The organism is Nocardiopsis nanhaiensis, from assembly GCF_054778635.1.
Genome location: NZ_BAAGZJ010000018.1, coordinates 65680 through 90393 on the forward strand (window position 1 = coordinate 65680; position 24714 = coordinate 90393).

Below are 24714 nucleotides of genomic sequence, written 5' to 3' on the forward strand. Positions count from 1 at the left end.
ACCATGGGAAAGACCGTCTACGAGACCGCCACCAGCCTGGACGGGTTCATCGCCGACCCCGAATACTCACTGGAATGGCTGTTCGCCGTCGAGGGCGCGCAGTCCGGGGAAGCGGACAGCGAGGCCATCGACTCGACCGAAGAGTTCATCAAAGCGGCGGGCGCGATCGTGATGGGGGCCACCACATACGAATGGATCCACGAGCACGAGGGCAACATACCGTGGCCCTACGAGGCGCCCACCTGGGTACTCACCCACCGGGAACTCCCCCGGTTCGACGGCGACATCCGCTTCGCCAGCGCCGACACCGACCAGGAACTGCGCGACCTGCACTCGGAGCTGGTCAAGACCGCCGACGGCCGGGACATCTGGGTGGTCGGCGGCGGCAAGCTCGCCGCGGACCTGGCCCGGCTGGGGCTGCTGGACGAGGTGCGGGTGTCCATCGCGCCGGTCAGCCTGGGCGGTGGGGCGCCCCTCTTGGACGGGCGGGTCCAGCTGAGGCCGCTGAAGGCCAAACTCGCGGGCGCGTTCGCCTGCCTCAACTACGAGGTCGTCAAGAACTGAGCAGCGCCCCGGACGGGGCGGCCACAGGGGCGTCGCCACCACGGCGGCGTCCCGCACCGCCCCCGCGGACCTGCCCGTAGCCTCAGTCCGCCTCCAGAACTCCCATCCGCTCGGCCGCCTCGGCGACCTCGTTCTCGGTGAACACGTCGACGCCGTGCTCGCGGAGCAGGTGCGCGGTCACGCCCTCCCCCGGCACCTTGCGGCCGCTGAAGGTTCCGTCGTACACCTCGTGGAGGCCGCAGGAAGGGCTGGACTCCTTGAGCAGGGCCAGCACCACCCCGTTGTACTGGGCGGTGACCAGCGCGGACCGGGCTCCGGAGACGAAGTGGTCGGTCACGTCCGCGCCCTCGGGGGTGAGGATGCGGGCCCGCCCGGCGAGCACGTCGGCGGCGTCGGCGCCCGGCTCGATCTCGGCGGGCGGCCGGGGCACCGGCAGCCCGCCGGCGACCTCGGGGCAGTGCACGACCAGGCGGCCCTCCTCCCGCCAGCGGGCGACCGTGTCGTCCCCCACCGGCTTGGCCCGGCCGTCGTAGCGGACCCTGCGCCCCATCAGGCAGGCACTGACCAGCACTTTGCGCATGCGACCACGCTACCGCCGGAGCGGCGCACCGCGGCGCGGTGTGACGCCCGGTCGATCATCTCGATCATCGGGTCCGCCCTTCCTGGACCACGAGGTCGTTGAGCGTCCGCAGCACCTTCGGGTCCTCGAGGAGGGCCGGGTCCGCGCCGGTCAGCATCCGGACGTGGAAGGTGACGCCCTCCCCCGGGAGCAGGTCGACCAGCATCCGGTCGACGACGGCTTCCGGGTGCACACGGTCGGCTGCCAGGGCCAGGTCGCGCACCAGGTTCAGGGCGGTGACGTGCACGTGGGCGCCGTCGTCTGTTGGGGAGACCGCCACCTCGAGTTCTGCCGCCCCGAGCCCGGAGTCCCGGGGTTCCACGAAGTACCAGGTGGCGCGGGCGCCGGCGAGGTGCGCGACGACCACCTCCCGGGCAGGGTCCCGGGGCAGCGCCACGGTTTCGGGCAGGTCGACGGTGGCGGTCCCCCTGGCGGCCACTTGGACCGCTACCTTGGCCTCCTCCAGCTCGGTGCCGTCGAAGTCGACACGGCGCATAACCAGGTCGCCCGACCAGGGGTGGTCGTCGTCGTTGACCACGATCGCCGCCAGGCCCGCCTCGGCGTCGGAGCGCGGCTGGATCGTGAGAAGCCGGTCGGCGAACGCGTGCCGGATCGCGTGGAAGAGCGGCTTGTGCCGACCGTCGCCGTCCACGGCCGCCCAGGAGGTGACCGGCCAGCAGTCGTTGAGCTGCCAGAGGACCGCGCCCATGCAGCTCGGTGTCCAGGAGCGCAGGTGTTCGAGGGCGACGCGGATCGCCGTCGCCTGGTTCCAGGACATGGCCCAGTGCCAGTCGTCCATGTTCTCAGGCAGCGGTACGTGGGCCACCAACCCGTCGGTCAGCTTGTCGTTGCCCTGTATCGCCTTCTGGTGCACCCTCATGCCGGGGGACTCGGGCGTGAGCGGGTCGTCACCGACCGCCCGGGTGAGCGTGGACCAGGTGGGCGGCCCCTGCCAACCGAACTCGGCCATGAAGCGCGGGACGGTGTCCCGGTAGTGCGGCCAGTCCTCACGGTTCCACAGTTCCCACGAGTGCATCGACCCGTGGTCGGGGTCGTTGGCGTCACGGTTCATGTCGACGGGCGTTTCCCCTGACCAGGGGCTGGAGGGGGTGTAGGCGCGCCCCGGATCGAGTTCGGCCACGATGGCCGGCAGCAGGCGCTCGTAGTAGTCCAGTCCCCAGGACTTGCCGTCGAGGCGTTTGAGGAAACCCCATTCGCGCATGCCCCAGACGTTCTCGTTGCTGCCGTTCCACAGCACCAGGGCGGCGTGCCCCATGATGCGGGACACGTTGTCACGGGCCTCGGCCTCGACTTCGCCGCGCAGGGGTTCGTCCTCGCTGTAAGCGGCGCAGGCGAAGGCGAAGTCCTGCCAGACGAGGACACCGCGTTCCTCGCACAGGTCGTAGAAGTCGTCCGCCTCGTAGATCCCTCCGCCCCACACGCGCAGGAGGTTCATGTTCGCGGCTTCCGCCTGGGCGATGCGGGCCGCGTAGCGTTCCCGGGTGACCCGGTGCGGGAAGGCGTCGTCGGGGATCCAGTTCGCGCCGCGGATCCACACGGGGCGGCCGTTCACGACGAAGGTGAACGACGTGCCGTGCTCGTCCGGGCTCGCGTCGAGTCGGACGGTCCGGAAGCCGACCCGGCCGTTCCAGCGGTCGTACTCGTCCCCCTCGGCGGCCGCGGCCACGACCTCGACGTCGTAGAGCGGCTGGTCTCCGTGGCCGCGCGGCCACCACAGCCGGGCGTCCGGAACCTCCAGGGAAACGAGGGCGGAGGACTCCCCCGCCGCGGCGACGGCGGTCCCCCTGACCCGGGTGCCGTGGCCCGTGAGTACGGCCTCGACGCGGACGTCGGCGGAGGCTGCGCTCTCCAGGTCGATGTGCACCGAGACGCGACCGGTGGCGGAGGCCCCGCCGTCCGGGCGGGCTTCTCCGTCGACCTCGACCACCGGGCGGACCCGGGCGAGGCGCACCGTCGACCATGATTCGAGGTGCAGGGGGCGCCAGATGCCGGAGCTCGCGGTGTCGATGCCCCAGTCCCAGCCGAAGCTGCAGGCCATCTTCCGCATCGCGTTGAAGGGGTGGTGGTTGACGTGGGGACGGTAGCCCAATGCCAGGCTCTGGGCGTCGGCGTGGCGCACCGGTGAGGAGAAGCGGACGGCAAGTTCGTTCTCACCGGGAACGAGTGCTTCGCGCACGTCGAAACGGTAGGTGCGGTGCATGTTCGCGGTGGTTCCGACGACCGTGCCGTTGACGCGGATCTCGGCGACGGTGTCCAGGCCGTGGAAGACGAGGTCGTGTCGATCGTGGTCCCCGGGCTCCCACGTGAACGTGGTGCGGTACTCCCAGTCGCACAGGCCGATCCACTGCAGCAGCGACTCGTTGTCGTCGAGGTACGGGTCGGGGATCAGGTCCGCGGCCAACAGGTCCGTGTGCACACAGCCGGGCACCGTTGCGGGCACCTCTCGGATGGTGGAGCCCCGGGGGACCGGGCCGCGTACGGCCGAAAGGGTCCATCCCTCGTGCAGTTCTCGGCGGGAGAGGATATTCCCGGATGGACGGTGGATCACTTGGCTGCTCCTGAGGTGAGTCCGTTGCAGATGTGGCGCTTCAGGAAGAGGATGGCGGCGCATGGAGCGGTCAGGGATGCGGAATTCGTTGTGGTCGGCGATTCTTGACGGTCACGACGGTGGCGAACGCCGGGCGCAAGCGCGGGAAGATGGCGCGCGCGCAGACGGTGGGACGGTTCTTGCCTCCCTATGACCGCTCCACTTCCCCGGGGTGGGTTTCCCAGGCAGCCCCAGGAGGTCACGCTGCTCCGGCACCAGGATAAGTTAAGCGGTTAAGTTTCGTTAAGTCCAGGTGTCGCCGATAACGAACCCGTAGAGAACCGAAAGCGTCACTCAAGCAGAACCGGCCCCATCGGTCCGAGCCCCTGGGCCGTCGCGCGAACAGGAGACCGCCGCGGACCCGCGTCCTTCGCTGCAGAACCGGGCACGGGCACCCGGAGGTGACGGGGCGCGCTGGGGCCGGGCGGCCTACTCGCTCACATGACGCGCAGTCGTACCCCTGGTCCGCAGACGGGGTGTGGAGTCCAGGAAGCTCTCCGGCGGAGCCCCGTCGATACGGTCGAACAGGCGGCGGGCCACATGCGCCCCGTACCGGGTCACGTCATGGCTGAGCGCAGACAACCGGGGATAGGTCGCTTCACACAGAGGCGAATCGTCCCAGGCGACCACCGACACCTCCTGTGGCACGCGCATCCCCATCTCGCTCGCCACCCCCAGTCCCGCCACGGCCATGATGTCGTTGTCGTAGATGATCGCCGAGGGCCGTTCGTCGCTGGTGAGGAGACCGCGGGTCGCGCTGGCCCCCTGGACCGCCGTGTAGTCGGTCCTGCGGGTGACGCCCTGCGCACCGAGCCTGTCGATCTCGTCCTCGAAGGCGCGGTCGCGGATGTGCGTGTGCCCGAAGCTCTCCACACCACCGACCCGGGCGATCCGCCGGTGCCCGATCGCGTACAGGTAACGCACCGATTCGCGCATCGCCGCAGCGTCGTCGGTCCAGATGTTCGTCAGGCCCCGGGCCAGGGAGGTGTCGCCCACGACGACGGCGGGAAGCGCGCCCTTCTCCATGAACATTCCGAGCCTGGGGTCGTCGTTGCGGGGGTCCACGATGATGGCACCGTCCACCCGTCGGGCGGCCCGCCAGGACTCGTAGGTGCGCAGTTCCGACTCCAGGTCGGGCACGACCTGGAGCAGCAACGCGTAGGAACGTTTGCTGAGCTCGGACTCGATCCCGGCGAGGAACTGCATGTAGAAGGACTCCACGCCGAGCATTCCGGGGTCTCGCGCCAGCACCATCCCGACCGCCTCGCTGCGCTCACCCGAGAGGGAGCGGGCCGCGGAGCTGGGCTGCCAGCCGAGGTCGGCGGCCACTGAGAGGATCCTGGCCTTCGTCCGATCCGAGACGCCCGGCCGGTCGTTGAGCGCGTAGGACACGGCCCCCGTGGAGACGCCCGCTCGCCGGGCGATGTCTGCGATCGTGATCCTGGGCATGAACCCCCTCCCGTGTGTCATCCAGAGCCTACTCACACCGCTGCCCAGAGGCTTCCGCGGCACTGCCAGGGCTGGGCATGAGGCGCACGTGGTGGTCCGGACGGCGGAGGAAGTGCCTCCGGCCGGCGTGCGGACCATGCCCGCTCACCGGCCGGAGAGCTTGAATGCTACAGCTGGGGCTCGCGCTCAGATGCGCTTCAACCCCCGAAGACCGAGGCCTCTTCCGACGTCTCGCGGATGCCGTCGGGACCGTCGATCAGCCGCTCGCCCCACTCGGTGGGCGAGGAGGCGTCGAAGTCGTTCACCAGGTCGAGGTACTCGACCCCTTCACCGTTTCCGCTCCAGGACCACCCGAGCCAACCGATCCCCAGGCGCTGGGACTCAGCGAGGATGGCGTCCTCGTTGACGTCGCCCCCGTGGTGCTGGTCACCGAACTCGCCCACGATGAGGGGCAGCCCCGCGTCCACGAAGTCCTCCAGGTAGCCGGTCACCGTGTCGGCCTCGTCGTAGACCTCGTACATGTGCACGGAGAAGACGGTGTTGCCGTGCGGGTCGACCTCAGCGACGTCAGGCGCCTCATCGCGCATGATGTCTTGCCAGTCCTGACCCCAGTTCGGGGCGTCGACCACGATGGTGTGCTCGTAGCCGATGTCGCGCATCCGCTCGATCGCGTCGGCGGTTTCGCTCGCCCAGTTGGAGGCCAGTTCGTTGCCGAGGGGCTCGTTGGCGATATTGACGATGACCCGGTCCTCGGTCCCGGCCAGGGTCGGGTAGAGGTCCTCCCAGTAGTCGACCGTCGCGTCGATCGGGACGGCGTCCGGTACGTCTTCGGTGTCGCCGTAACCGGTCGCGTCGTGCACTTCGAGCATGCACACGAGCTGGTTGGCGTCGCAGCGCTCCACCACGTCCGCGACGTCGGTGGGATCGTTGCGTTCCCACTGGTCACCGCTGGAGAGCACTACTCGCACGGAGTTCGATCCCGTGGACTTGATGCCCTCGAAGGAGTCGACCTCCTCGGGGTACCAGGCGTGGGGGTGGTTGATGCCCCGCAGCACCAGGTCGCTGCCGTCGCTCTCGACGATACGGCCGTCGGAGACGTGGATGCCCTGGGCCTCGTCGCTCTCGAGGAGGCTGCCGCCGGAGACGTGGGTGGCCTGGGCCTCCGTATCGGCGTCGCCTCCGGTGAAGACCATGGCGGCGGGCACCACGAGGGCGGTCGCGGACAGCACCGCGACGGCGATGGTTCGCCGGTGTGGTCGTGTCATGAGACTTCCCATTCCTGTCGGGTTCCGTTGGTGTTGACGCGTCCCAAGAGATGCTAAAAGCGCATGAACACTTTTACAAACTTAAGCGCATAATTTTTCTGGCCAACATGGACCTCAAGCCAGAACAACGAGCACTATGAGAGCCCGCCAAACCGAAACCAGACACACTTCCGTGACCTGCATTTTTCTTTCGATTCAATCGGAACGCCCCATCCGCATAGCCATCCCATGGCCCAATGAAACAAACATAACCGTTTCAGTTACATGGACTCATGCAACGGCACCAAACGCGGCGAATGAGCAGGTCAGAGGGAAACTCGATGATGGAACGGAGTGCCACCGGGGGCGCATCCCACGAAGCGGCGGCGATACTCATCAGCAATGTCTCCGACACGGGCCATGGCCATCGGGCCCACCGTCTCGGAGACGCCGTTGGCCGGCCCCCGCTGGCCGCCCGGACGCTGGCGCGGTGTCCGGCGGCCGCCCTCCGGCCCTCAGGGCCGCATCCCTTGGCAGCAGGGCCGGCTTACTACGCGCTGAGGGGCGCCCCGCCGACGTGACGGGGCACCCCTCGGCGCGTGTCTCGGTGGGCCCTCAGGCGGATTTACCACCGGAGCTGTCGCCGCTCTCGGGCCCGGACTCCTCACCCTCGGCGCCCATCTGGTCCCGCACCGCGGACTTCAGGACCGGTGAGAGGTCCATGTTGCCCAGGAGTCGGTCGACCGTCATAAGGGCCAGGCCCTGCGCGGGGTCGCCCAGGACAAGAAGCTTGTCACCGGGTGAGATACCCAGGTCGCGGCGGGCCTTGGCCGGGAGTGAGATCTGGCCCCGCTCACTGACCGTCACCGCACCGTAGAAACCCCGGCCCCCGGGGCCGTAGGGCGTGCCGTCCGCCTCGTCAGCCACCTGGACACCACCTTCCCGCGCATGTTTTACACAGCGTATCAAGCAGATCATGTCCAGCCCCGGCCTCGACTCTAGACGAACACATGGTCTACATGATTTACATGTCGTATCATGTACATTGACGCTTACCGAGGAGGCGCAGTGACCACCACAGCTCCGAGAGCGCTCGCCCCTGACCTGGCCAGGGGCGCCATGCTCCTGGCCATCGCCTTCGCCCACGCCCCGCTGTTCGTCCTGGCGGTCGACCACGGCCCCGCCCTGGCCAACCGGGTCTCCCTGGCAGTCCACGAACTGTTCGTCGGCAACCACGCCCGGCCGATGTTCGCGTTCCTGTTCGGCTACGCCCTGGTGCAGATGCTGGACCGGCGGACCGCCCGCGGGGCGGAGCCCGTCGACGTCCGCTCCATGCTGCGCCGCCGGGGCGGGTGGCTCGTGGTCTTCGGCCTCGTGCACACGCTGCTGGCGCCCATCGACATCCTCGCCGCCTACGGTCTGGCGTCACTCCTGCTCGTGGGGCTGCTGAGCGCACGGAACCGCACCCTGCTGTGGGTCGGCGGCCTCACCCTGGTCCCCGGGACCCTGCTCTCCGGTGTACCTCTGGGGCTGGCCCTGACCAGCGGGGTGTCCACCTTCGACATCGGCACCCTGGCCGTGCCGGCGGGGACGGACCCCGGCGCGCTCCACCTCGAACGGCTGCCGTTCACACCGATCGGGATGTTCATCGCGACGGTCCTGGTGGTGCCGGGGGTGATCGCGGGCATGTGGGCGGCCCGGCGCCGCCTCCTGGAGGAGCCCGCACGCAACCGGACCTTCCTGGTGCGCGCCGTCGTGGTCACCATGGGGGTGTCCGCCCTCGGCGCCCTGCCGTCGATCCTCGCCCAGACCGGCGCGTGGGAGGCCTCCTCCGCGGTCGCGGTGTGGGGCACGGCCATGCTCCAACCCCTGACCGGGTACTTCGGCGGCTTCGGTATGGCCGGGGTGATCGCGCTGGTCGCGATCCGGGCAGCACGCTCCTACGGCCCGGTCACCACCGCCGTCCAAGCGCTGGGCCAGCGCTCGCTGACGTTCTACCTGTTCCAGAGCTTCGCGTTCATGGCGGTCTTCTCCCCGCTCGCCCTGGGCCTGCAGGACCGCATGGGTCTGGCCGGAGCCTTCGGGGTAGCCACCGCGACCTGGCTGGTGTCGGTGCTGGCCGCCGACCTGATGCGTCGCGGGGGCTACCGGGGCCCCGCCGAGAGCCTCCTGCGGCGTCTCGTCGGGCCGGTCCGGCCGCGGTCGAGGACGAGCGCCTCCGCCGCGCCCTGAGCGCCGGCGCCCGGACATGCGAGAGGAGGACTCCCAGAATCCGCGGAGCCCTCCTCAGTTGCTGTTCGGCCGGTCAGCGGCGGCGGCCGCCCTGCCTGCGGTCGGCCCGCACGCTGCCCTTCGAAGCGCGGCCCGGCGCGCCCTTCTTCTCCCGGATCCGCATGCTGAGGCTCACCGGGGAGCCCTGGAACCCGAAGTCCTCACGCAGCCTGCGCTCGAGGAAGCGGCGGTAGTTCTCCTCGAGGAAACCGGTGGTGAACAGGATGAAGTGCGGCGGACGCACACCCGCCTGCGTCGCGAACAGGATCTTGGGCTGCTTGCCGCCGCGCACCGGCGGCGGTGTGGCGGCCACGATCTCCTTGAGCCAGTTGTTGAGCTGACCCGTCGAGATGCGCTGGTTCCAGCCGGCCAGGCTGGTCTCGATCGCGGGGACGAGCCGCTCCATGTGGCGGCCGGTCGCCGCGGAGATGTTCACCCGGGGTGCCCAGGAGACGCGGGAAAGCTGGCGGTCGATCTCCTTCTCCAGGTAGATCCGGCGCTCCTCGTCGAGGATGTCCCACTTGTTGAACGCCAGGACGAGCCCGCGGCCGGACTCGACGACCTGCTCCACGACCCGGATGTCCTGCTCGGCGAGGGGCTCGCTGACGTCCATCAGCACCACGGCCACCTCGGCCCGGCTCAGGGCGCTTCCGGTGCGCATGGTCGCGTAGTAATCGGCGCCCTGCAGAGCGCGGAACCGGCGCCGGATACCGGCCGTGTCGATGAACTTCCAGGTCTGGCCGCCCAGCTCGACGAGCTCGTCGACCGCGTCACGGGTGGTACCCGCCACCTCGTCCACGACCACCCGGTCCTCACCGGCGAGCCGGTTCAGGAGGCTGGACTTGCCCACGTTGGGGCGGCCCAGCAGGGCGATCCGGGGCGGACCGTCCTCGTCGGACTCGGCCTCTCCCGAGGGCGTCTCGGGGAAGGCCTCCACGATGGCGTCGAGCATGTCGCCGGTACCGCGGCCGTGCAGGGCGCTGATCGGGAAGGGCTGGCCCACGCCGAGGTTCCACAGGTCGAGCGCGTCGGCCTCCTGCTTCTCGCCGTCGACCTTGTTGGCCGCCAGCACCACGGGCTTCTTGGTGGAGCGCAGCACCCGGGTGACGGCGGCGTCGGCGTCGGTGATACCCACGGTCGCGTCGACCACGAACAGGATCACGTCGGCGGTCTGCGCCGCGTACTCGGCCTGGTGGGCGACCATCGCGGCGAGACCGCTGACGCTGGTCTCCCAACCGCCGGTGTCCACCAGGGTGAACTCGTTGTTCTGCCACTCGGCGTCGTAGGCGACCCGGTCTCGGGTCACGCCCGGAACGTCCTCGACCACGGCCTCACGGCGGCCGATGATCCGGTTGACCAGGCTGGACTTGCCGACGTTGGGACGGCCGACGACGGCGACGACGGGCCGTACCGCCTCCTCGCCCTCGGGCTCGTGTCCCACGTCGGACACGTCGAAGTCACTCATGTTGTCTGTCTCCCGGTTCTAGGTCCCCACGCGCCCAGGATGCGTGCCGCGAGGATGCGAAAGGATTCGACGCGATCGCCACGTGAATCAACGGATACCGCTGAGGGGTTCCGCTTCCTGCCACGAGGGTGAAACCCCCGAGGATGTTCGTGTGTTCCCGCTCGCTGAGGTTTCTACGTCCGTCAACGAATCGCACCATTCCTGGGCGAAAGTCCCGTACCCGGCTCCGAAGAGCCGGGCCATGGGTTCACGCTTCGCAGCGGACTGCCAGACAAGGCCCGGTCTTATACCCGCTCCACGCGCAGTTTTCCGTCTCTGAGCCGCTCCCAGCGACGCCGGGCCCAAGGCCCGGACCGAAAGGCGTGTTTCACCTGCCGCCGCAGGATGTGGCTGCCCGACCGGCTTGGCTCTCACCGGCCAGGCAACCAACAACCTAACAGTCCGCACAGACAAGCGCAGAGATTCGCTGAAATCCACTGAATAACACGCCAACAGCACGCAACCCCCGCGAATGCTCGTGTGCTCCCCCTGACGGGGGTCCTGCTGCCCGAGGGGTTACTAGGGCGTGTTCGGCGGACACGTCCTAGGCCTCGGTGACCGCGACCCGCGCCTCGTCGGCCAGCCCGGCGACCAGGGCGATGACCTCGTCCAGGGTCAGGCCGGTGGTGTCGAGCTCGGTGGCGTCGGCGGTCTGCGTCAGCGGCGAGTCCGCCCGGCTGGAGTCCAGCTTGTCGCGGCGCGCCAGGTCGGCCTGGGTCGCGGCGATGTCGCTGGCCCGGACCTCCTTGCTGCGGCGCTGGGCACGCGCCTGCGCGCTGGCCGTGATGAACAGCTTGACCGGAGCCTCGGGGGCGACGACGGTCGTGATGTCGCGGCCCTCGACCACGATGCCCGCCGACTCGGTCCGGGCGGCCTCGATGATCTCGCGCTGGGTCCGAACCAACAGCGCGCGGGCCTCGGGAACGGCCGAAACGGCGCTGACGTTGGTGGTGACCTCCTTGCTGCGGATCTCGGCGGCCACGTCACGGCCGTCCACGGCCACGGTGGGAGCGGCCGGGTCGGTACCCATGGCGATGAGGGGACGCCCGACGTTGGCCGCGACGGCCTCTGCGTCGTGCACGTCGATCCCGTGGTCCAGCATCCACCAGGTCAGGGCCCGGTACATGGCCCCGGTGTCGAGGTAGCGCAGCTCGCGCGCCTTGGCGACACCTTTGGCCGTGCTCGACTTGCCCGACCCGGAGGGACCGTCGATGGCGATGACGATTCCCGTGCCCTGCGCGCTCACTGGTGCTGACTCCCCGAAAATACGTGTACTACTGCCAACGCCCCAGCCTACCTTCGCCGTGGCGCCGCGGCGCCACGCTCAGGCACCCGGGTGCACGGACCAACCGCCCTCCGACAGGGCGGCGGCGAGAGTGTCCACGGCCTCGGACAGCACGTACAGTTCGGCCACACCCAGGGGAAGGCCCGGCGAGTGCTCGATCCGCACGTCCTCGATGTTGACGCCCGCCGTGGCGGCCGCCGCGAACAGGCGGCCCAGCGCACCGGGCTCGTCCGGGATGACCACGGGGATGACCGTGTAGGCGGGGCGGCGCTGCGAACCGTGCTTGCCGGGAATCCTGCCCTGCCCCGAACGCCCGCGGGCCAGCAGGTCGCGGACCGGCTCGATGCCGCCGTCCGCGCCGGTACCGGTGCCGACGCCGGTTCCGGGGAGGGGGAGAGTGCGCAGCGCCTCGGCCGTGGCGGCCAGGTCGGCGGCCATCTCCCGCAGCACGTCGGCCACCGGCGCCGCGTTGTGCGTGAGGATCTCGGTCCACATCGCCGGGTCTCCCCCGGCCACCCGGGTGACATCGCGCACGCCCTGCCCGGCCAGGGTCAACGCCGCCTCGTCGCCGCACAGCAACCGCGCGGCCACAGCCGAAGACGCCACGTGCGGGGCGTGCGAGACCAGCGCCACGGCCCGGTCGTGCGCCTCGGCCGCCAACACGAGCGGGTCCGCACCGCACAGGCGGGTGAGCTCGGTCACGGCCGCGACGGAGCCGGGGTCGGCCTTGCCCGTGGGGCACAGCGCCCAGGACCGGCCCAGGAACAGGTCGGCGCGGGCGGCGCCCGGGCCGTGCTTCTCCCGGCCTCCCATGGGGTGGCCGGGCACGAAGGTCGCCATGTCGCAGCCGAGCCGCTCGGCCTCGCCGAGCACGCTCGCCTTGACGCTCGCCGCGTCGGTGTACACCTGCGCCAGGCCGCGGTTCTGGGCGTCGCGCAGCACCTCCGGGATGACGGCGGGCGGCGCGGCGATCACCGCGACGTCGGCCGGTGCGCTCTCCTCGGCCTCGTCCAGGGGGCGCCCGGCACCGAGGTCGCTGGCCAGGCGCAGCGAAGCGGGGTCGGGATCGGTGAGGGTGACGTCGACGTCGCGGGCGCGCAGGGCCAGCGCGATCGACGTACCGATCAGGCCGGTGCCCACCACCGTGACCCGGCGCAGTTCCACCCGACGCGCCTCTGCGGCCGCCCCGTCGCTGCTGATGCTCACTGCTCCCCCGCCTCTGGCACGTTCCCGGACTCCCAGCTTACGGCCACCCGGTTCGGGCGGCCCCTTGGCGCTACTGCGCGATGTCCAAGCGCAGCGCCTGTGCTCCGCGCAGGTAGACGTGCTGGACCTCGGAGCGGGGACGGTCGGTGTCCACGTGCGCCATGAGCCGCACCACCCGGGGCAGGGCGTGCGCGACGCCGATCTCGGAGGCACACATCAGCGGGACGTCGGCGAACCCCAGCTTGCGCGCCGCCAGCGCGGGAAACTCACTGGTCAGGTCAGGGGTGGCGGTGAACACCACGCTGATCACGTCGTCCGTGGTGAGCTCGTTGCGCCGCATCACCTCGGAGACCAGCTCGGCCGTGGCCTCCAGCACCTGCTCGCGTTCGTCCGCGTCGACCTGCACCGCTCCACGAATGGCCCGTACCGCCACGTTCGTCCCCGCCTTGTCTTCGTCATCCGGACCGTCCCCGGGAAAAGGGTGACGGCGGCCACGCCCCGCAGGGTGTGACCGCCGTCAACTGTATCGACAGACCCCGTGGTTACAGGCCCGCGGTCTTGTACAGCTCGCCGACCTCACGCGAGCTCAACGCCCGCATCGTGCCCAACCGCAGGGTGTTGAGGTCGATGGGACCGACCTGGGTACGCGCCAGGTCCGCGATCGGGTGGCCCACGGCCTCCATAAGGCGGCGCACGATGTGCTTGCGCCCCTCGTGCAGGCGGATCTCCACCATCGCCTGGGTGTCGTCGTTGTCGACCACGCGGAAGGAGTCGACCCGGACCGGACCGTCCTCCAGCTCCACACCCTTCTGGATCTGGCGCACCACACGCTGCGGCACCGGCCCCGGCACCTTCGCGACGTAGGTCTTGACGACCTTGTAGCGCGGGTGCGTGAGCCGGTTGGCGAGGTCACCGTCGTTGGTCAGCAGGATGAGACCCTCGGTCTCGGTGTCCAGCCGGCCCACGTGGAAGATGCGCTCCGCGGTCTGACCGGCGTAGTCGGCCAGGTTGGGGCGCCCCTGCGGGTCCCACATGGTGCTGACCACGCCCCGCGGCTTGTTCAGCGCGAAGTACAGCTTGTCCGGAGCGGTGACCACGCGCATGTCGTCGACGCGGATCTCGGAGACCTCCGGGTCCACGCGCGCGCCGAAGCGCCGCACGATCTGGCCGTCCACGCTCACCCGGCCAGCCGCGATCATCTCCTCACTGGCCCGCCGGCTGGCGACACCGGCCGCGGCCAGCGCCTTCTGGAGCCGGATGCCGTCCTGCACGTCCGTGTAGGTGTCACGGGGCTCGCCGCTGCGGCGGTCCTCGTCACGCGGGTCGTAGTCCGCACGCAGCGCGTTGAGCCGCTCGCGGGCCGCCTTGGAGAGCTGGTTCTCGCTCTTTCCTCCGCCAGCGGGGGCGGCGTGGTCGCGCCGCACCGGGCGCTGCCCGTGACGCTGGTCGCGGCGGCCACGGTCGTCCCGGCGATTGTTGTCGCGACGGTTGTCCTGGCCGCGCTTGTCGTCACGGCCCCGGTAACCACCGCGGCCCCGGTCGTCATCACGACGGTCGTCACGACGGTCGTCACGTCCATGGGGACGGCGATCGTCCCGCTCGAACCGGCCACCACCACGGCGGTCGTCACGGCGGTCGTCCCGGCCGCGCTTGTCGTCACGGCCCCGGTAACCACCGCGGCCCCGGTCGTCATCACGACGGTCGTCACGTCCATGGGAACGGCGATCGTCCCGCTCGAACCGGCCACCACCACGGCGGTCGTCACGGCGGGCGTCCCGGCCTCGGTCGTCCTGGCGGCGGCCTCGGCCGCCGCGGTTGTCATAGTCGCCGCGCTCACCGCGCGGGGCGTATCCGTCCCGCTCACCGCGGGAACGCTCGTTTTTAGGTGTGCTCACCGGTGTCGTCAAGACCTTCGATGTCGTCGGGGAGGAACGGCGCCAGATCAGGCAGCTCGTCGAGGCCGCGCAGGCCCAGCCGCTCCAGGAAATAGGAAGTGGTCCGATACAGCAGCGCACCGGACTCGGAGTCGTGTCCGGACTCTTCGATCAGGCCCCTCAGTACGAGGGTACGCATGACCCCGTCGCAGTTCACCCCGCGAACAGCGGAGACCCTGCCACGTGAGACCGGTTGGCGGTAGGCCACGACAGCCATCGTCTCGAGTGCGGCCTGGGTGAGCCGCACCTCCTGCCCTTCCCTGAGGAAGTGCTCGACGATCTCGGCGCATTCGGGCCGCGTGTACACACGCCAGCCCTCTGCCACCGCCCGTAGGTCGAAACCACGACCCTGTTCAGTGTATTCCCGGGAGAGCTCCTCCAGGGTGCGGGTGACCGTATCCAGCGGTACGTCCATCGCGCGGGACAGGTCGTAGTCCGAGACCGGCTGGTCGACCACCATCAGCACCGCCTCCAGGTCACGGCGCAGGGTGTACGGGAGGTCGGCCCCTCCCGCGTCGGCGGTGTGCTCCGCGGTCATCAAGGCTCCCCCGGTGTTGTTTCGGCGGGCTGGGCCGCTTCGTCGTAGTCGGACTCCAGCTGGACCTCTTCTTCGCCGCCGGTCCAGGTGACGGTCAGCTCAGCCAGCGGCTCGGGCTGGTCGAACTCCACGCTGGAGGCACGGTACAGCTCCAACAGCGCCAGGAACCGGGCGACGATCTCGAAGGTACCGTCGCATTCGGCCGTCAGCTGCGTGAACGTCAACTGCCTGCTCTCGCGCAGCTCGGCCGCCATCAGTTCGCCCTGCTCCTTGACGGAGGTCTTGGTGAGGTGGATGTGCGTGACCGGGACGCTGGGCGGCTCCTTGGGGGTGAACACCTGCCCGGCGAGCGCCGCGAACTCCTGCGGTCCGAGCTTGAACAGCACGTCCGGGCGCATGCCGGCGAACCTGTCCTCCAGCGGCACCGCGCGAGGGTACCGGCGCCCCTGGGAGGCCAGCCGTTCCCGCATGAACGAGGCGACCTCCTTGTACGCCCGGTACTGGAGCAGGCGGGCGAACAGCAGGTCGCGGGCCTCCAGCAGCGCCAGGTCCGCCTCGTCTTCCACGTCGCCGCGCGGCAGCAGCCTGGCCGCCTTCAGGTCGAGCAGGGTGGCCGCAACCAGCAGGAAGTTGCTGGCCTGGTCCAGGTCCCAGCCCTCGCCGTGCGCGCGGATGTGCGCGATGAAATCGTCGGTGACCTGCGACAGCGCGACCTCGGTGATGTCCAGCTTGTGCTTGGAGATCAGCCCGAGGAGCAGGTCGAACGGGCCCTCGAAATTGTCCAGGTGCACCTGGAAGGCGTTCTCGTCGACCTCGTCGGCGTACTCCGCCGACGGAGGTTTCCCCTCCCGGTCAGTCACCATCGCGGGCCCACGTCTTCTTCCTCTTGACTTCCTCCCTCTCGTGAACCGAGAGGGATTCCGACCAGACCCACAGGGTCCGGTGGCGCTACGCGCCTCGCGGCGGCAGCAGGTTCCTTCATCACACAAGGGTGTCACCGGCGGGGACCCGCTGGTGACACCCTTCGTATCCCTCTTACCCGGACCACCGTTCCCCCAACGGTTCCGGGATTGTCAGTCCTCACTCAGCCGACGCACCAGCATGCTGCTCTCACCGTGCTCCTCGAAGTCGGCGAGCAGCAGGGCAACGGCCTCGCGTACGACGCGGCCGCGGTCGGCTGACAGCCCGTGCTCCGCGCGCAGCGAGAGCCGGGTCTGTTCCAGGGCCAGCAGTTCGGGACCAGAGACATAGACGGTGATCTTCTCGTCGTGCCGCTGACGGCCGCTCGGCTTGGGCGCCTGGCGCGCCTTCGCCGTACCGCGCCCGTTCGACTTGGTCGACTTGCGGGCGGGACGTTCCGACGAGGTCTCGACCGTGCTGTGTCGGTCCTGTTCCGGTACCTGGTACTGGCGTTCGGTCTCCTCCGGCTCCGTTTCGGGGCCGGAAGGGCGGAAGAACAGTTCGTCCGCCCCGGGTAGCGTCACGCGCCGTGACCGCTGAGAGGCCACCTCGCCAGCACCTCCTTGGCCAAGGACCGGTAGGCGTTGGCCCCGGCCGAGGACGAGTCGAACCTGGTGATCGGCTCGCCCGCCACGGTGGCGTCCGGGAAGCGCACGGTGCGATTGATCACCGTGCCGTAGACCTTGTCTCCGAACCCGTCCACGATCGTGGACAGCACCTCGCGGGCGTGCAGGGTGCGCGGGTCGTACATGGTCCCGAGGAAGCCGTCGATCACCAGGTCCTCGTTGAGGCGCTCCTGCACCTTCTGGATGGTGTCCATCAGCAGCGCGACACCGCGCAGCGCGAAGAACTCGCACTCCAGCGGTACGACGACGCCGTCGGCGGCGGTCAGCGCATTGACGGTGAGCAGGCCCAGCGACGGCTGGCAGTCGATCAGGACCACGTCGTAGTCGTTGATGATCGGACGCAGCGCGCGCCCCAGCATCTGCTCACGGGCGACCTCGCCGACCAACTGCACCTCGGCGGCCGACAGGTCGATATTGCTCGGAATGAGGTCCAGGCCCTCGATGTCCGTCTTGAGCAGGACGTCCTCGACCGACACGTCACGCTGCATGAGCAGGTTGTAGACGGTCAGGTCCAGCTCTCGCGGGTCGAGTCGGCCCAGGCCCACCGACAGCGCGCCCTGCGGGTCGAAGTCGACCAGCAGCACCCGTCTGCCGTACTCGGCGATGGCGGCACCGAGGTTGATGGTGGTGGTGGTCTTACCGACCCCACCCTTCTGGTTACAGAGTGCTACAATCCGCGCCGGGCCGTGCTCGTCGAGCGGTGCCGGCTCCGGATATGTACGCACGGGTCTCTTGGTGTGCAGATCCGCCCCCGTGTTGCGTGTCGTCCCCCAGGGGTTGCTCACCGGGTCGGCGTAGTCCTCCTCGCCAACGGATGCGGTGTTCGCCGCCTCGTCGTACTCCGACCAGTTCACAACCCTTGACCTCCCCTACGGACCGGCCACGGCCCGATGGGACTCATTGACGTCTTCCCACGACTGGCCGCCGTCGGAAACTCAATATGTCGACAGCAACGTACCTCTGTGCGGCGACTCTAGAACGACGACACGTCGCACTTCAACATGATCCGACGAGGATTCCCCTACGCCGGCCAACCAGGGGGAGCCGCGCGCACTTACCCTTCCTTCTCGTAGGAGAAGGGTACACACGGCACACGTCGGACACACCCCGAACGCCCCACCGAGTCCGCTACCAGCCTCAACGCCGCGCCCTCGGATGGCTCGACGCGTAGACCTCCCGCAACCGCTCCACCGTCACCAGCGTGTACACCTGAGTCGTAGTGACCGAACTGTGCCCCAACAACTCCTGCACGACCCGGATGTCGGCCCCGCCGTCGAGCAAGTGGGTGGCGAAGGAGTGCCGCAGGGTGTGGGGAGAGATACCCCCGATCCGAACGCGGTCGGCCACCGCCGACAGCAGCGCCCACCCGCCCTGACGGGTCAGCCGACCGCCGCGCGCGTTCACGAACAGGGCCGGACCACCCTTCCCCGACGCCGCCAGGGTCGGCCGCGCCCGCGTCAGGTACCCGCCCAGGGCCCGCCGCGCGTAGGAGCCGAGCGGTACCAGGCGCTCCCGGCCGCCCTTTCCTCGGAACCGCACCAACCCGACCGGACCGTCCCCCGGGTCCGCGTCCCCCGCGCCCGTATCCACCGCGTCCGCGACGTCGTCCACGTCAAGGCCCACCGCCTCCGACACCCGCGCCCCGGTGCCGTACAGCACCTCCAACAGGGCCCGGTCCCGCAGCGCCAACAGGTCCGCGCGCCCGGCTGAGGCGGGCGCCTCCGTGGGCCCGGCGGCCTCCAGCAACCGCTCCACCTCGTCCAAGGGGATCGCCTTGGGCAACCGCATCGGCGGGGCCGGAGGGGCCACCTCCGCCGCCGGATCGGTGGCCGCCCACCCCTCGCGTACCGCGAACCGGTGCAGCCCCCGCACCGCGGCCAATGCGCGCCCGGCAGAGGCGGCGCTCAGCGGGGCGTGGTCGTCGTCTCCGTCGCGCAGAGCGCTCAGGAAGGCCCCCACCTGACCGGCACCCACCCCGGACAGGTCCGCGACCCCGAGACCGTCCAGGAACTCCGCATAGCGGCAAAGGTCGCGCCGGTAGGCCATCAGGGTGTTGGCGGCGACGGCGCGCTCGGCGCTCAGATGGTCCAGGAAAGCGGCCCGTACACGCCCCAGCGGGGCCGCTTCACCATCGCCCCCCGCCACCGGATCACCCGTCCGAGGCAAGCGGCAGGGAAGCGAACCCGTCCCCGGCCGCGGCGTGCGCGGCGAGGATCCCGATGATGGTCGCCCCGTTGTGCAGCCGCCCCGCCATGACGGCGTGCACCGCTTCCGGAAGCGGCAGCCACTCGCAGGCCAGGTCGGTCTCCTCGTGCTCGCGCACGAAGTCGATCTCGTCCTCGGGCACCTCGGTCAGCCCTCGGGCGAGAAAGACGTGGATGCGCTCGTTGGAGAAGCCGGTACTCGGATAGAAGTCGGGAAGCTTGTGCCAGGTCTCGGCGCGCAGCCCCGCCTCCTCCACCAGTTCGCGCTGGGCGGTGGCCAGCGGACCCTCGCCCTCGACGTCCAGTACCCCCGCGGGAAGTTCCCACAGGGTGTGCTGGGTGGCATGCCGGTACTGGCGCTGCAGGAGCACCCGGCCCGCACCGTCCAGGGCGAGGATCGCCGCCGCCCCGGGGTGTTCCATGTAGTCGCGGGCCGCCACGGTGCGCCCCTCGCCGTTGGCGCCGGGCATCTCCACCCAGTCCGTGCGCAAACCGCACTTGGCCCCGCGGAAACGCTCCTCGGAACGTTCCACGGGCCACGACTCGGGGGCGTCCGCGATCTTCGCGGACGCCCCCGTCGTCTCATCGGCGACCGGGCGGGTGTCGTCGGCCATACGGCCCCTCTCAGGCTCGGACCCCGCCCGCCGGATCCCCAGGACCGCTAGGAGACCTTGTGCTCCAACGAGGCGGAGATCAGGCCGCGGAAGAGCGGGTTGGCGTTGGTCGGGCGGGACCGCAGCTCCGGGTGCGCCTGCGTCGCAAGGAAGAACGGGTGCGCGTCCCGGTGCAGTTCCACGTACTCCACCAGCTTGCCATCCGGGGAGAGGCCGGAGAACACCAGACCCGCCTCCTCCAGCTTGGAGCGGTAGGAGTTGTTGACCTCGAACCGGTGCCGGTGGCGCTCGGACACCTGGGCGGCGCCGTCGTAGAGGTCACGGACCAGCGTGCCCCCGCCCAGGTCCGCCGGGTACATGCCCAGACGCATGGTGCCGCCCATGTCGCGGTCACCGGCGACGACGTCGGCCTGGTCCGCCATGGTCGCGATGACCGGGTCGACGGCCTTGTCGTCGAACTCGGTGCTGTTGGCGCCCTCGAGGCCGAGAACGTTGCGCGCGTACTCGATGACCAGGCCCTGGAGACCCAGGCAGATACCCAGCAGCGGCACCTTGTTCTCACGGGCGTAACGGATTGCGCCGAGCTTGCCCTCGATACCGCGCACGCCGAAGCCGCCGGGGATGAGGATGCCGTCGGCACCGTCCAGCTCAGCGGCCGCACCCGACGGGCTGGCGCAGTTGTCACTGGCCACCCAGCGGATGTTCACGCGGGTGTTGGTGGCGAAACCCCCGGCGCGCAGGGCCTCGCTGACCGACAGGTAGGCGTCGGGCAGGTCGATGTACTTGCCGACCATCGCGATGGTGACCTCGTGGTCCGGCTGGTGCACGCGGCGCAGCAGCTCGTCCCACTCCGTCCAGTCCACGTCCCGGAACGGCATGCCGAGACGACGCACGACGTAGGCGTCCAGACCCTCGCGGTGCAGGACCTTGGGGATGTCGTAGATGGAGGGTGCGTCCGGGGTGGAGACCACGCCGGCCTCGTCCACATCGCACATGAGGCTGATCTTGGACTTCAGGCTCTGCGTGATGGGACGGTCCGAGCGGCAGACGATGGCGTCGGGCTGGATACCGATGCTGCGCAGCGCGGCGACCGAGTGCTGCGTCGGCTTGGTCTTCATCTCGCCGGACGGGCCGAGGAACGGGATGAGCGAGACGTGCAGGAAGAAGCAGTTCTCCCGGCCGATCTCGTGCCGGATCTGGCGGACCGCCTCCAGGAAGGGCTGCGACTCGATGTCGCCGACGGTGCCGCCGATCTCAGTGATGACGATGTCGACGTCGGGTGCGTCCATCGCGTAGATGCTGGACTTGATCTCGTTGGTGATGTGCGGGATCACCTGCACCGTGTCCCCGAGGTAGGCGCCCTGGCGCTCCTTGGCGATCACGCTGGAGTAGATCTGCCCGGTGGTGACGTTGGCCGAGGCGGACAACTCGACGTCGAGGAAGCGCTCGTAGTGGCCCACGTCCAGGTCGGTCTCGGCACCGTCGTCGGTGACGAAGACCTCACCGTGCTGGAAGGGGTTCATCGTCCCCGGGTCCACGTTCAGGTAGGGGTCCAGCTTCTGCATGGTGACCCGCAGGCCCCGCGACTTCAGGAGTCGGCCCAGGCTGGAGGCGGTAAGGCCCTTACCAAGACTGGAGGCGACGCCGCCAGTAACGAAAAGGTGCTTGGTACTCGCGGCGGATGCCAAAGTGTTGCTCCCGTGGTTTGAGTGGCTACGGCGGGCTCGGACGAGCTGAGCGGCCGTGCGGCGGTCCGGTATCCGGGCGGCAGGACTGCCGCCACAGGACGTCGGACTCCACGGGGCACCAGGATAACAGGCCCCCCGTCCGCCCACACCAGGGAACGTGAACCTCCCGCTCCCAGTTCCCCGCTCCGACCTGCGCGATTGCCCCGAAGGTACGCTACCCGCGGCACTCTGGTCCGAGCCACCTCCCCCGGGTGGGGAAGGCGACACCGGGCCCAACCACCGAACCGTCGGCCTGTCGACCCGTCGGCCCACCGGCACTCAGCCCCTCAGGTCCCGGCCCTCAGGCAGGGAAGACCCCGGCGCGGCCCACGTAGGCGGGCGGCTGCTTGTCCAGGCGCTCGCCCATCCATTCCCCCAGCGCAGCCGCGCTCGACAGGCTCACCCCGGTGTGCAGGCCGCTGCGGTGCAGCATGTACAGCAGGTCCTCGGTGGCGATGTTGCCCGTGGCGGCCGGGGCGAAGGGACAGCCGCCGAACCCGCCCAGGCTGGAGTCCAGCACCCGGACCCCCTCCTCCGCGGCGGCGAGCGCGTTCGCGTAACCGGTGTTGCGCGTGTTGTGGAAGTGACAGCGCAGGGTCCGCCCCGGCGCTGCCTCGGCCGTGCGGCGCAGCAGGTCCCGCACCTGCGCGGGCACCCCGACCCCGATGGTGTCGGCCAGGGCGATCTCGCCCGCGCCCGTGTCCGCGATCCGGCGTACGACCTCCACGACCCGTTCCGGAGCGACCTCTCCGTCGAACGGGCAGCCGAAGGCCGTGGACACGGTGACGCTCAACGGCACCCCGGTGCCCTCCATCGCCCGGTCCATGTCCGCCAGGGAGTCCAACATCTCGTCGACCGTGCTGCCCTGGTTGCGGGTGCAGAACCCGTCCGTGGCCGGAACCGCCACGTTCACCTCGGACACCCCGGCCTCGAGCGCCCGGTCCAGGCCGCGCCGGTTGAGTGCCAGCCCGATGAAGGACACCCCCGGTTCCCGCTTGATCCCGGCCATGATCTCCTCGGCCCCGGCCATCTGCGGCACCCGTTTGGGATTGACGAAGCTGACCGCCTCGATCCTGCGCGCCCCGGCGGCCGCCGCCCGGTCGATCAGCTCGATCCGGTCCTCGACCGACAGCACCGTGGCCTCGTTCTGGAGACCGTCACGCGGCCCCACCTCGACGATCTCCACGTGCTCGGCACCCTCGGGCCCACGGTCGTTCGCGCTCAACAGATCCACCCCTCCCCTTCGCCCTTGCGCGTCCAGGCTAGGACAGCACACGGGTGACCCCCGTCACCGGGGTGGAGACACGGGAGAGCGCCGCGCGGGAACAGCGGACGCTGTGCCGGTAAGCGCCGCGCCAGTCAGCGCTGCGCCAGTCAGCGAAGGGCGAGGGCGGGGCGGACCTCCCAGGTCGTCCACACCGGCCGGTAGCCCATGCGGTGCCAGAACGGCCCGGACAGCGGGTTCATCGCCGCGTAGTTGAGCACGGACACCGCCACACCGTGGCTGTCCAGTGCCTGGTGCGCCTGGCTGACCAGAGCGGTCCCGATTCCGTGGCCGCGCTCGGCCGCCGACACCACCCCGTACCCGATGTGCGCGATCGGGCGCGCCTTGACCAGGGACTTCGCCCAGCGGGAGCGCTCGGGCGGCGAGACCCAAAGCAGGCCCACGGCCCGACCGCGGCGCTCGGCCAGCCAGATCCACGAACGCGAACGGTTGAGGGCGCGCGCGGCCACCTTGCGCGTCTGCTCGGCCGTGTCGGGTTGCAGGAACACCCCGCCGAAGTGCTGCTCGTAGCGGTGCTCCTCCATCAGCAGCCCCACCACCTGGGTCAGGTCGCTGATGTCGGCCAGCCGGATCGCCACGTCGCGCGGCGGCAGCGACGGCGGCACCCCGCGGCGGCGCTGCCGGGCCGCGAGGACGGTATAGGGCTGCAGGCCGTGGCGCTGCAGCGGGATGATGCCCGCCACGTCACGTGCGGGCCAGCTCACCAGGGCGGCGGACTCCGAACCGGTGCCCGTGGGCAGGTCCTCGAGCTGGTCGCGCCAACTGGTCAGCAGGGAGTCCAGAGCCCGTGCGGGATCGGGGCCACCGACGATGGGGGTGAGCCAGTGCTGGTCGGGAACGCCCCAGATGCGACCGACTTCACCCGGCTGGTACCAGGTGTAGTGCATGCTGCCCGCCGCGACGGGACGGCCCTCCTCGTCACTGACGGTCAAGAGCGGCGAGGAGTTCGGCGCGAAGCCCACGGGCTCGGGAAGCAGGGGGTCGGACTCCGCCCAGCGCTGGGCAGCGGAGCGCACCAACGGGTCGAGTCCGATGTCGCCCCCGGGCGACTCATCATGTCGCACTCGCGCGACATAACCGCTCATCCACCCCTCCCCTAGCGGGTCATTCGTCAAGCGCACGCCCTCTGCCCGACCCGGACCCGGTCGACGGGCGCTGTCGCACAGCGGCGCCCCTCACAGTCATCGTGCCGTCCCTGAACGAAACCGGCGCGGAGGGACGGAATCGACCGTACCGCCTCAGTGCGGCACGGGTACACGGAAACGGAAAAGTGGTCTGCGGCCCTCGCGGACCTTCACCCGACCACTCCGTGCGCGTGCGAGTGGACGCGCACCACGGTAGCTGATGGAAGGTCACTCTCAGGCGGCGGGTCGGTCAAGGCATCAACACGCGCCCGCCGACAGGACAGGCGATCCAGGCCACGGGGGTGAACAGGACGGGCCGGGACCCCGTCGACCCGGACCGCAGCAGCCCGGCGGGCGGAGCCGGATCAGTACTCGGCGGCGCCGCCCTCGCCGACGGTGGTGTTGCGCCCCTGGTTGATGACCTCGGGCTCACCGGAGGCGAAGGAGACCTGGTTGTCCACGCCCACCAGCACGATCTTGACGGCGGTACCCACCTCGACCACGGAACCGCGGCCGGTTGCACGGACCAGGTCGCAGTCGCCGTCCAGGACCACGTTGGCGTCGTCGGCCGAGACCACGACCTTGCGGTTCTCGCAGTCCTCGTGGACGTCGGTACCGTCGTCGACGACCAGGATCACCTCGTCGTCGGTGACGTTGCGCTCGGGACGCTCCTGATCCTCCTGGGCCTCGCCCAGGTCGGGCGTCTCAGCGGCCTCGCCCGGGTCGTCCTCAGCGGCCCCGCCGCAGCCGGCCAGGAGGGAGCCGAGCAGCACCGCACCACCCGCGGCTTGCAGAATCCGAGCTACCATGAACTCCCCCACGCCAAAAACGGCAAAAGCGACATACAACGCGTGCAAAACACCAGCGTATGTCACGTGAAGGTAACCAAACGACCCAAACGTTCTATGATCGTTCTCATTTCGTGATCACTAGAGGCCCTGGGGCAGCGGCT

The 24714-nt window shown here is 69.8% G+C and carries 22 protein-coding genes; 2 read left to right on the forward strand and 20 right to left on the reverse strand.

From position 1 onward, the window contains the following. Positions 1-3: 3 nt before the first annotated feature. Positions 4-564, forward strand: a complete 561-nt coding sequence (locus ACYVD1_RS11310) for a dihydrofolate reductase family protein (RefSeq protein ID WP_460771111.1) — start codon at positions 4-6, stop codon at positions 562-564. 82 nt (positions 565-646) lie between these two features. Here the strand turns inward: ACYVD1_RS11310 and ACYVD1_RS11315 are convergent, their stop codons facing one another. The 5 genes from ACYVD1_RS11315 to ACYVD1_RS11335 form a co-directional block, all read right to left on the reverse strand. Further along, positions 647-1144, reverse strand: coding sequence for a 2-thiouracil desulfurase family protein (locus ACYVD1_RS11315; protein WP_460771113.1), 498 nt, complete (start codon positions 1142-1144; stop codon positions 647-649). Positions 1145-1208: 64 nt separating this feature from the next. After that, positions 1209-3728 carry a glycoside hydrolase family 2 protein gene (locus tag ACYVD1_RS11320; RefSeq protein ID WP_460771180.1) on the reverse strand — a complete coding sequence of 840 codons (2520 nt, stop codon included), beginning with the start codon at positions 3726-3728 and terminating at the stop codon, positions 1209-1211. A 492-nt stretch (positions 3729-4220) separates the two neighbouring features. Beyond that, positions 4221-5240 carry a LacI family DNA-binding transcriptional regulator gene (locus ACYVD1_RS11325; protein ID WP_460771115.1) on the reverse strand — a complete coding sequence of 340 codons (1020 nt, stop codon included), beginning with the start codon at positions 5238-5240 and terminating at the stop codon, positions 4221-4223. Between the two features lie 197 nt (positions 5241-5437). Beyond that, on the reverse strand, positions 5438-6505 hold the full coding sequence (locus tag ACYVD1_RS11330; protein ID WP_460771117.1) for a glycoside hydrolase family 5 protein: 1068 nt from the start codon (positions 6503-6505) through the stop codon (positions 5438-5440). A gap of 594 nt (positions 6506-7099) precedes the next feature. After that, on the reverse strand, positions 7100-7411 hold the full coding sequence (locus ACYVD1_RS11335; protein ID WP_460771119.1) for an AbrB/MazE/SpoVT family DNA-binding domain-containing protein: 312 nt from the start codon (positions 7409-7411) through the stop codon (positions 7100-7102). Between the two features lie 141 nt (positions 7412-7552). On the opposite strand from ACYVD1_RS11335, the gene ACYVD1_RS11340 reads away from it, so the two are divergent. Then, positions 7553-8716, forward strand: coding sequence for a DUF418 domain-containing protein (locus ACYVD1_RS11340; RefSeq protein WP_460771121.1), 1164 nt, complete (start codon positions 7553-7555; stop codon positions 8714-8716). Between the two features lie 73 nt (positions 8717-8789). Here ACYVD1_RS11340 and der read toward each other — a convergent pair whose 3' ends face one another. From der to ACYVD1_RS11415, 15 genes are all read right to left on the reverse strand, one after another. Then, positions 8790-10220 (reverse strand): ribosome biogenesis GTPase Der, encoded by a 1431-nt coding sequence (gene der / locus ACYVD1_RS11345; RefSeq protein WP_460771123.1) that lies wholly within the window; start codon positions 10218-10220, stop codon positions 8790-8792. Positions 10221-10803: 583 nt separating this feature from the next. Beyond that, positions 10804-11505, reverse strand: a complete 702-nt coding sequence (cmk, locus tag ACYVD1_RS11350) for a (d)CMP kinase (protein WP_460771125.1) — start codon at positions 11503-11505, stop codon at positions 10804-10806. A gap of 78 nt (positions 11506-11583) precedes the next feature. Next, entirely contained in the window at positions 11584-12750 is a 1167-nt protein-coding gene (locus ACYVD1_RS11355; RefSeq protein WP_460771127.1) for a prephenate dehydrogenase, read from the reverse strand. Positions 12751-12820: 70 nt separating this feature from the next. Then, positions 12821-13183 (reverse strand): chorismate mutase, encoded by a 363-nt coding sequence (gene aroH / locus ACYVD1_RS11360; RefSeq protein WP_460771129.1) that lies wholly within the window; start codon positions 13181-13183, stop codon positions 12821-12823. A gap of 109 nt (positions 13184-13292) precedes the next feature. Beyond that, the gene (locus ACYVD1_RS11365; RefSeq protein WP_460771131.1) at positions 13293-14645 is read right to left on the reverse strand and encodes a pseudouridine synthase; all 1353 of its coding nucleotides are present in this window, start codon (positions 14643-14645) and stop codon (positions 13293-13295) included. Then, on the reverse strand, positions 14632-15222 hold the full coding sequence (gene scpB, locus ACYVD1_RS11370) for an SMC-Scp complex subunit ScpB (protein ID WP_460771133.1): 591 nt from the start codon (positions 15220-15222) through the stop codon (positions 14632-14634). The genes ACYVD1_RS11365 and scpB overlap by 14 nt, the downstream gene beginning before the upstream one ends. Further along, positions 15222-16085: a segregation and condensation protein A gene (locus ACYVD1_RS11375; protein ID WP_460771135.1), complete on the reverse strand. Its 864-nt coding sequence runs from the start codon at positions 16083-16085 to the stop codon at positions 15222-15224. The genes scpB and ACYVD1_RS11375 overlap by 1 nt, the downstream gene beginning before the upstream one ends. Positions 16086-16295: 210 nt before the next feature. Next, on the reverse strand, positions 16296-16706 hold the full coding sequence (locus ACYVD1_RS11380) for a hypothetical protein (protein ID WP_460771183.1): 411 nt from the start codon (positions 16704-16706) through the stop codon (positions 16296-16298). Beyond that, positions 16703-17662 carry a ParA family protein gene (locus ACYVD1_RS11385; RefSeq protein ID WP_460748442.1) on the reverse strand — a complete coding sequence of 320 codons (960 nt, stop codon included), beginning with the start codon at positions 17660-17662 and terminating at the stop codon, positions 16703-16705. The genes ACYVD1_RS11380 and ACYVD1_RS11385 overlap by 4 nt, the downstream gene beginning before the upstream one ends. Positions 17663-17945: 283 nt before the next feature. Next, entirely contained in the window at positions 17946-18953 is a 1008-nt protein-coding gene (locus ACYVD1_RS11390) for a tyrosine recombinase (RefSeq protein WP_460771137.1), read from the reverse strand. Between the two features lie 4 nt (positions 18954-18957). Next, positions 18958-19626, reverse strand: coding sequence for an NUDIX domain-containing protein (locus ACYVD1_RS11395; protein ID WP_460771139.1), 669 nt, complete (start codon positions 19624-19626; stop codon positions 18958-18960). 47 nt (positions 19627-19673) lie between these two features. Then, positions 19674-21314 carry a CTP synthase gene (locus ACYVD1_RS11400; RefSeq protein ID WP_460771142.1) on the reverse strand — a complete coding sequence of 547 codons (1641 nt, stop codon included), beginning with the start codon at positions 21312-21314 and terminating at the stop codon, positions 19674-19676. Between the two features lie 340 nt (positions 21315-21654). Next, the gene (locus ACYVD1_RS11405) at positions 21655-22578 is read right to left on the reverse strand and encodes a hydroxymethylglutaryl-CoA lyase (protein ID WP_460771144.1); all 924 of its coding nucleotides are present in this window, start codon (positions 22576-22578) and stop codon (positions 21655-21657) included. A gap of 149 nt (positions 22579-22727) precedes the next feature. Then, positions 22728-23723 (reverse strand): GNAT family N-acetyltransferase, encoded by a 996-nt coding sequence (locus tag ACYVD1_RS11410; protein ID WP_460748457.1) that lies wholly within the window; start codon positions 23721-23723, stop codon positions 22728-22730. Between the two features lie 404 nt (positions 23724-24127). Further along, entirely contained in the window at positions 24128-24571 is a 444-nt protein-coding gene (locus ACYVD1_RS11415; protein ID WP_460771146.1) for a DUF3060 domain-containing protein, read from the reverse strand. Between the last annotated feature and the right edge of the window lie 143 nt (positions 24572-24714).

What these genes read in the sequence shown, in the direction of transcription:
- ACYVD1_RS11310 (WP_460771111.1), top strand. Translation starts at nt 4, where the DNA reads ATGGGAAAGACCGTCTACGAGACCGCCACCAGCCTGGACGGGTTCATC.
- ACYVD1_RS11315 (WP_460771113.1), bottom strand. Translation starts at nt 1,144, where the DNA reads ATGCGCAAAGTGCTGGTCAGTGCCTGCCTGATGGGGCGCAGGGTCCGC.
- ACYVD1_RS11325 (WP_460771115.1), bottom strand. Translation starts at nt 5,240, where the DNA reads ATGCCCAGGATCACGATCGCAGACATCGCCCGGCGAGCGGGCGTCTCC.
- ACYVD1_RS11330 (WP_460771117.1), bottom strand. Translation starts at nt 6,505, where the DNA reads ATGACACGACCACACCGGCGAACCATCGCCGTCGCGGTGCTGTCCGCG.
- der (WP_460771123.1), bottom strand. Translation starts at nt 10,220, where the DNA reads ATGAGTGACTTCGACGTGTCCGACGTGGGACACGAGCCCGAGGGCGAG.
- scpB (WP_460771133.1), bottom strand. Translation starts at nt 15,222, where the DNA reads ATGACCGCGGAGCACACCGCCGACGCGGGAGGGGCCGACCTCCCGTAC.
- ACYVD1_RS11375 (WP_460771135.1), bottom strand. Translation starts at nt 16,085, where the DNA reads ATGGTGACTGACCGGGAGGGGAAACCTCCGTCGGCGGAGTACGCCGAC.
- ACYVD1_RS11395 (WP_460771139.1), bottom strand. Translation starts at nt 19,626, where the DNA reads ATGGCCGACGACACCCGCCCGGTCGCCGATGAGACGACGGGGGCGTCC.
- ACYVD1_RS11410 (WP_460748457.1), bottom strand. Translation starts at nt 23,723, where the DNA reads ATGAGCGGTTATGTCGCGCGAGTGCGACATGATGAGTCGCCCGGGGGC.
- ACYVD1_RS11415 (WP_460771146.1), bottom strand. Translation starts at nt 24,571, where the DNA reads ATGGTAGCTCGGATTCTGCAAGCCGCGGGTGGTGCGGTGCTGCTCGGC.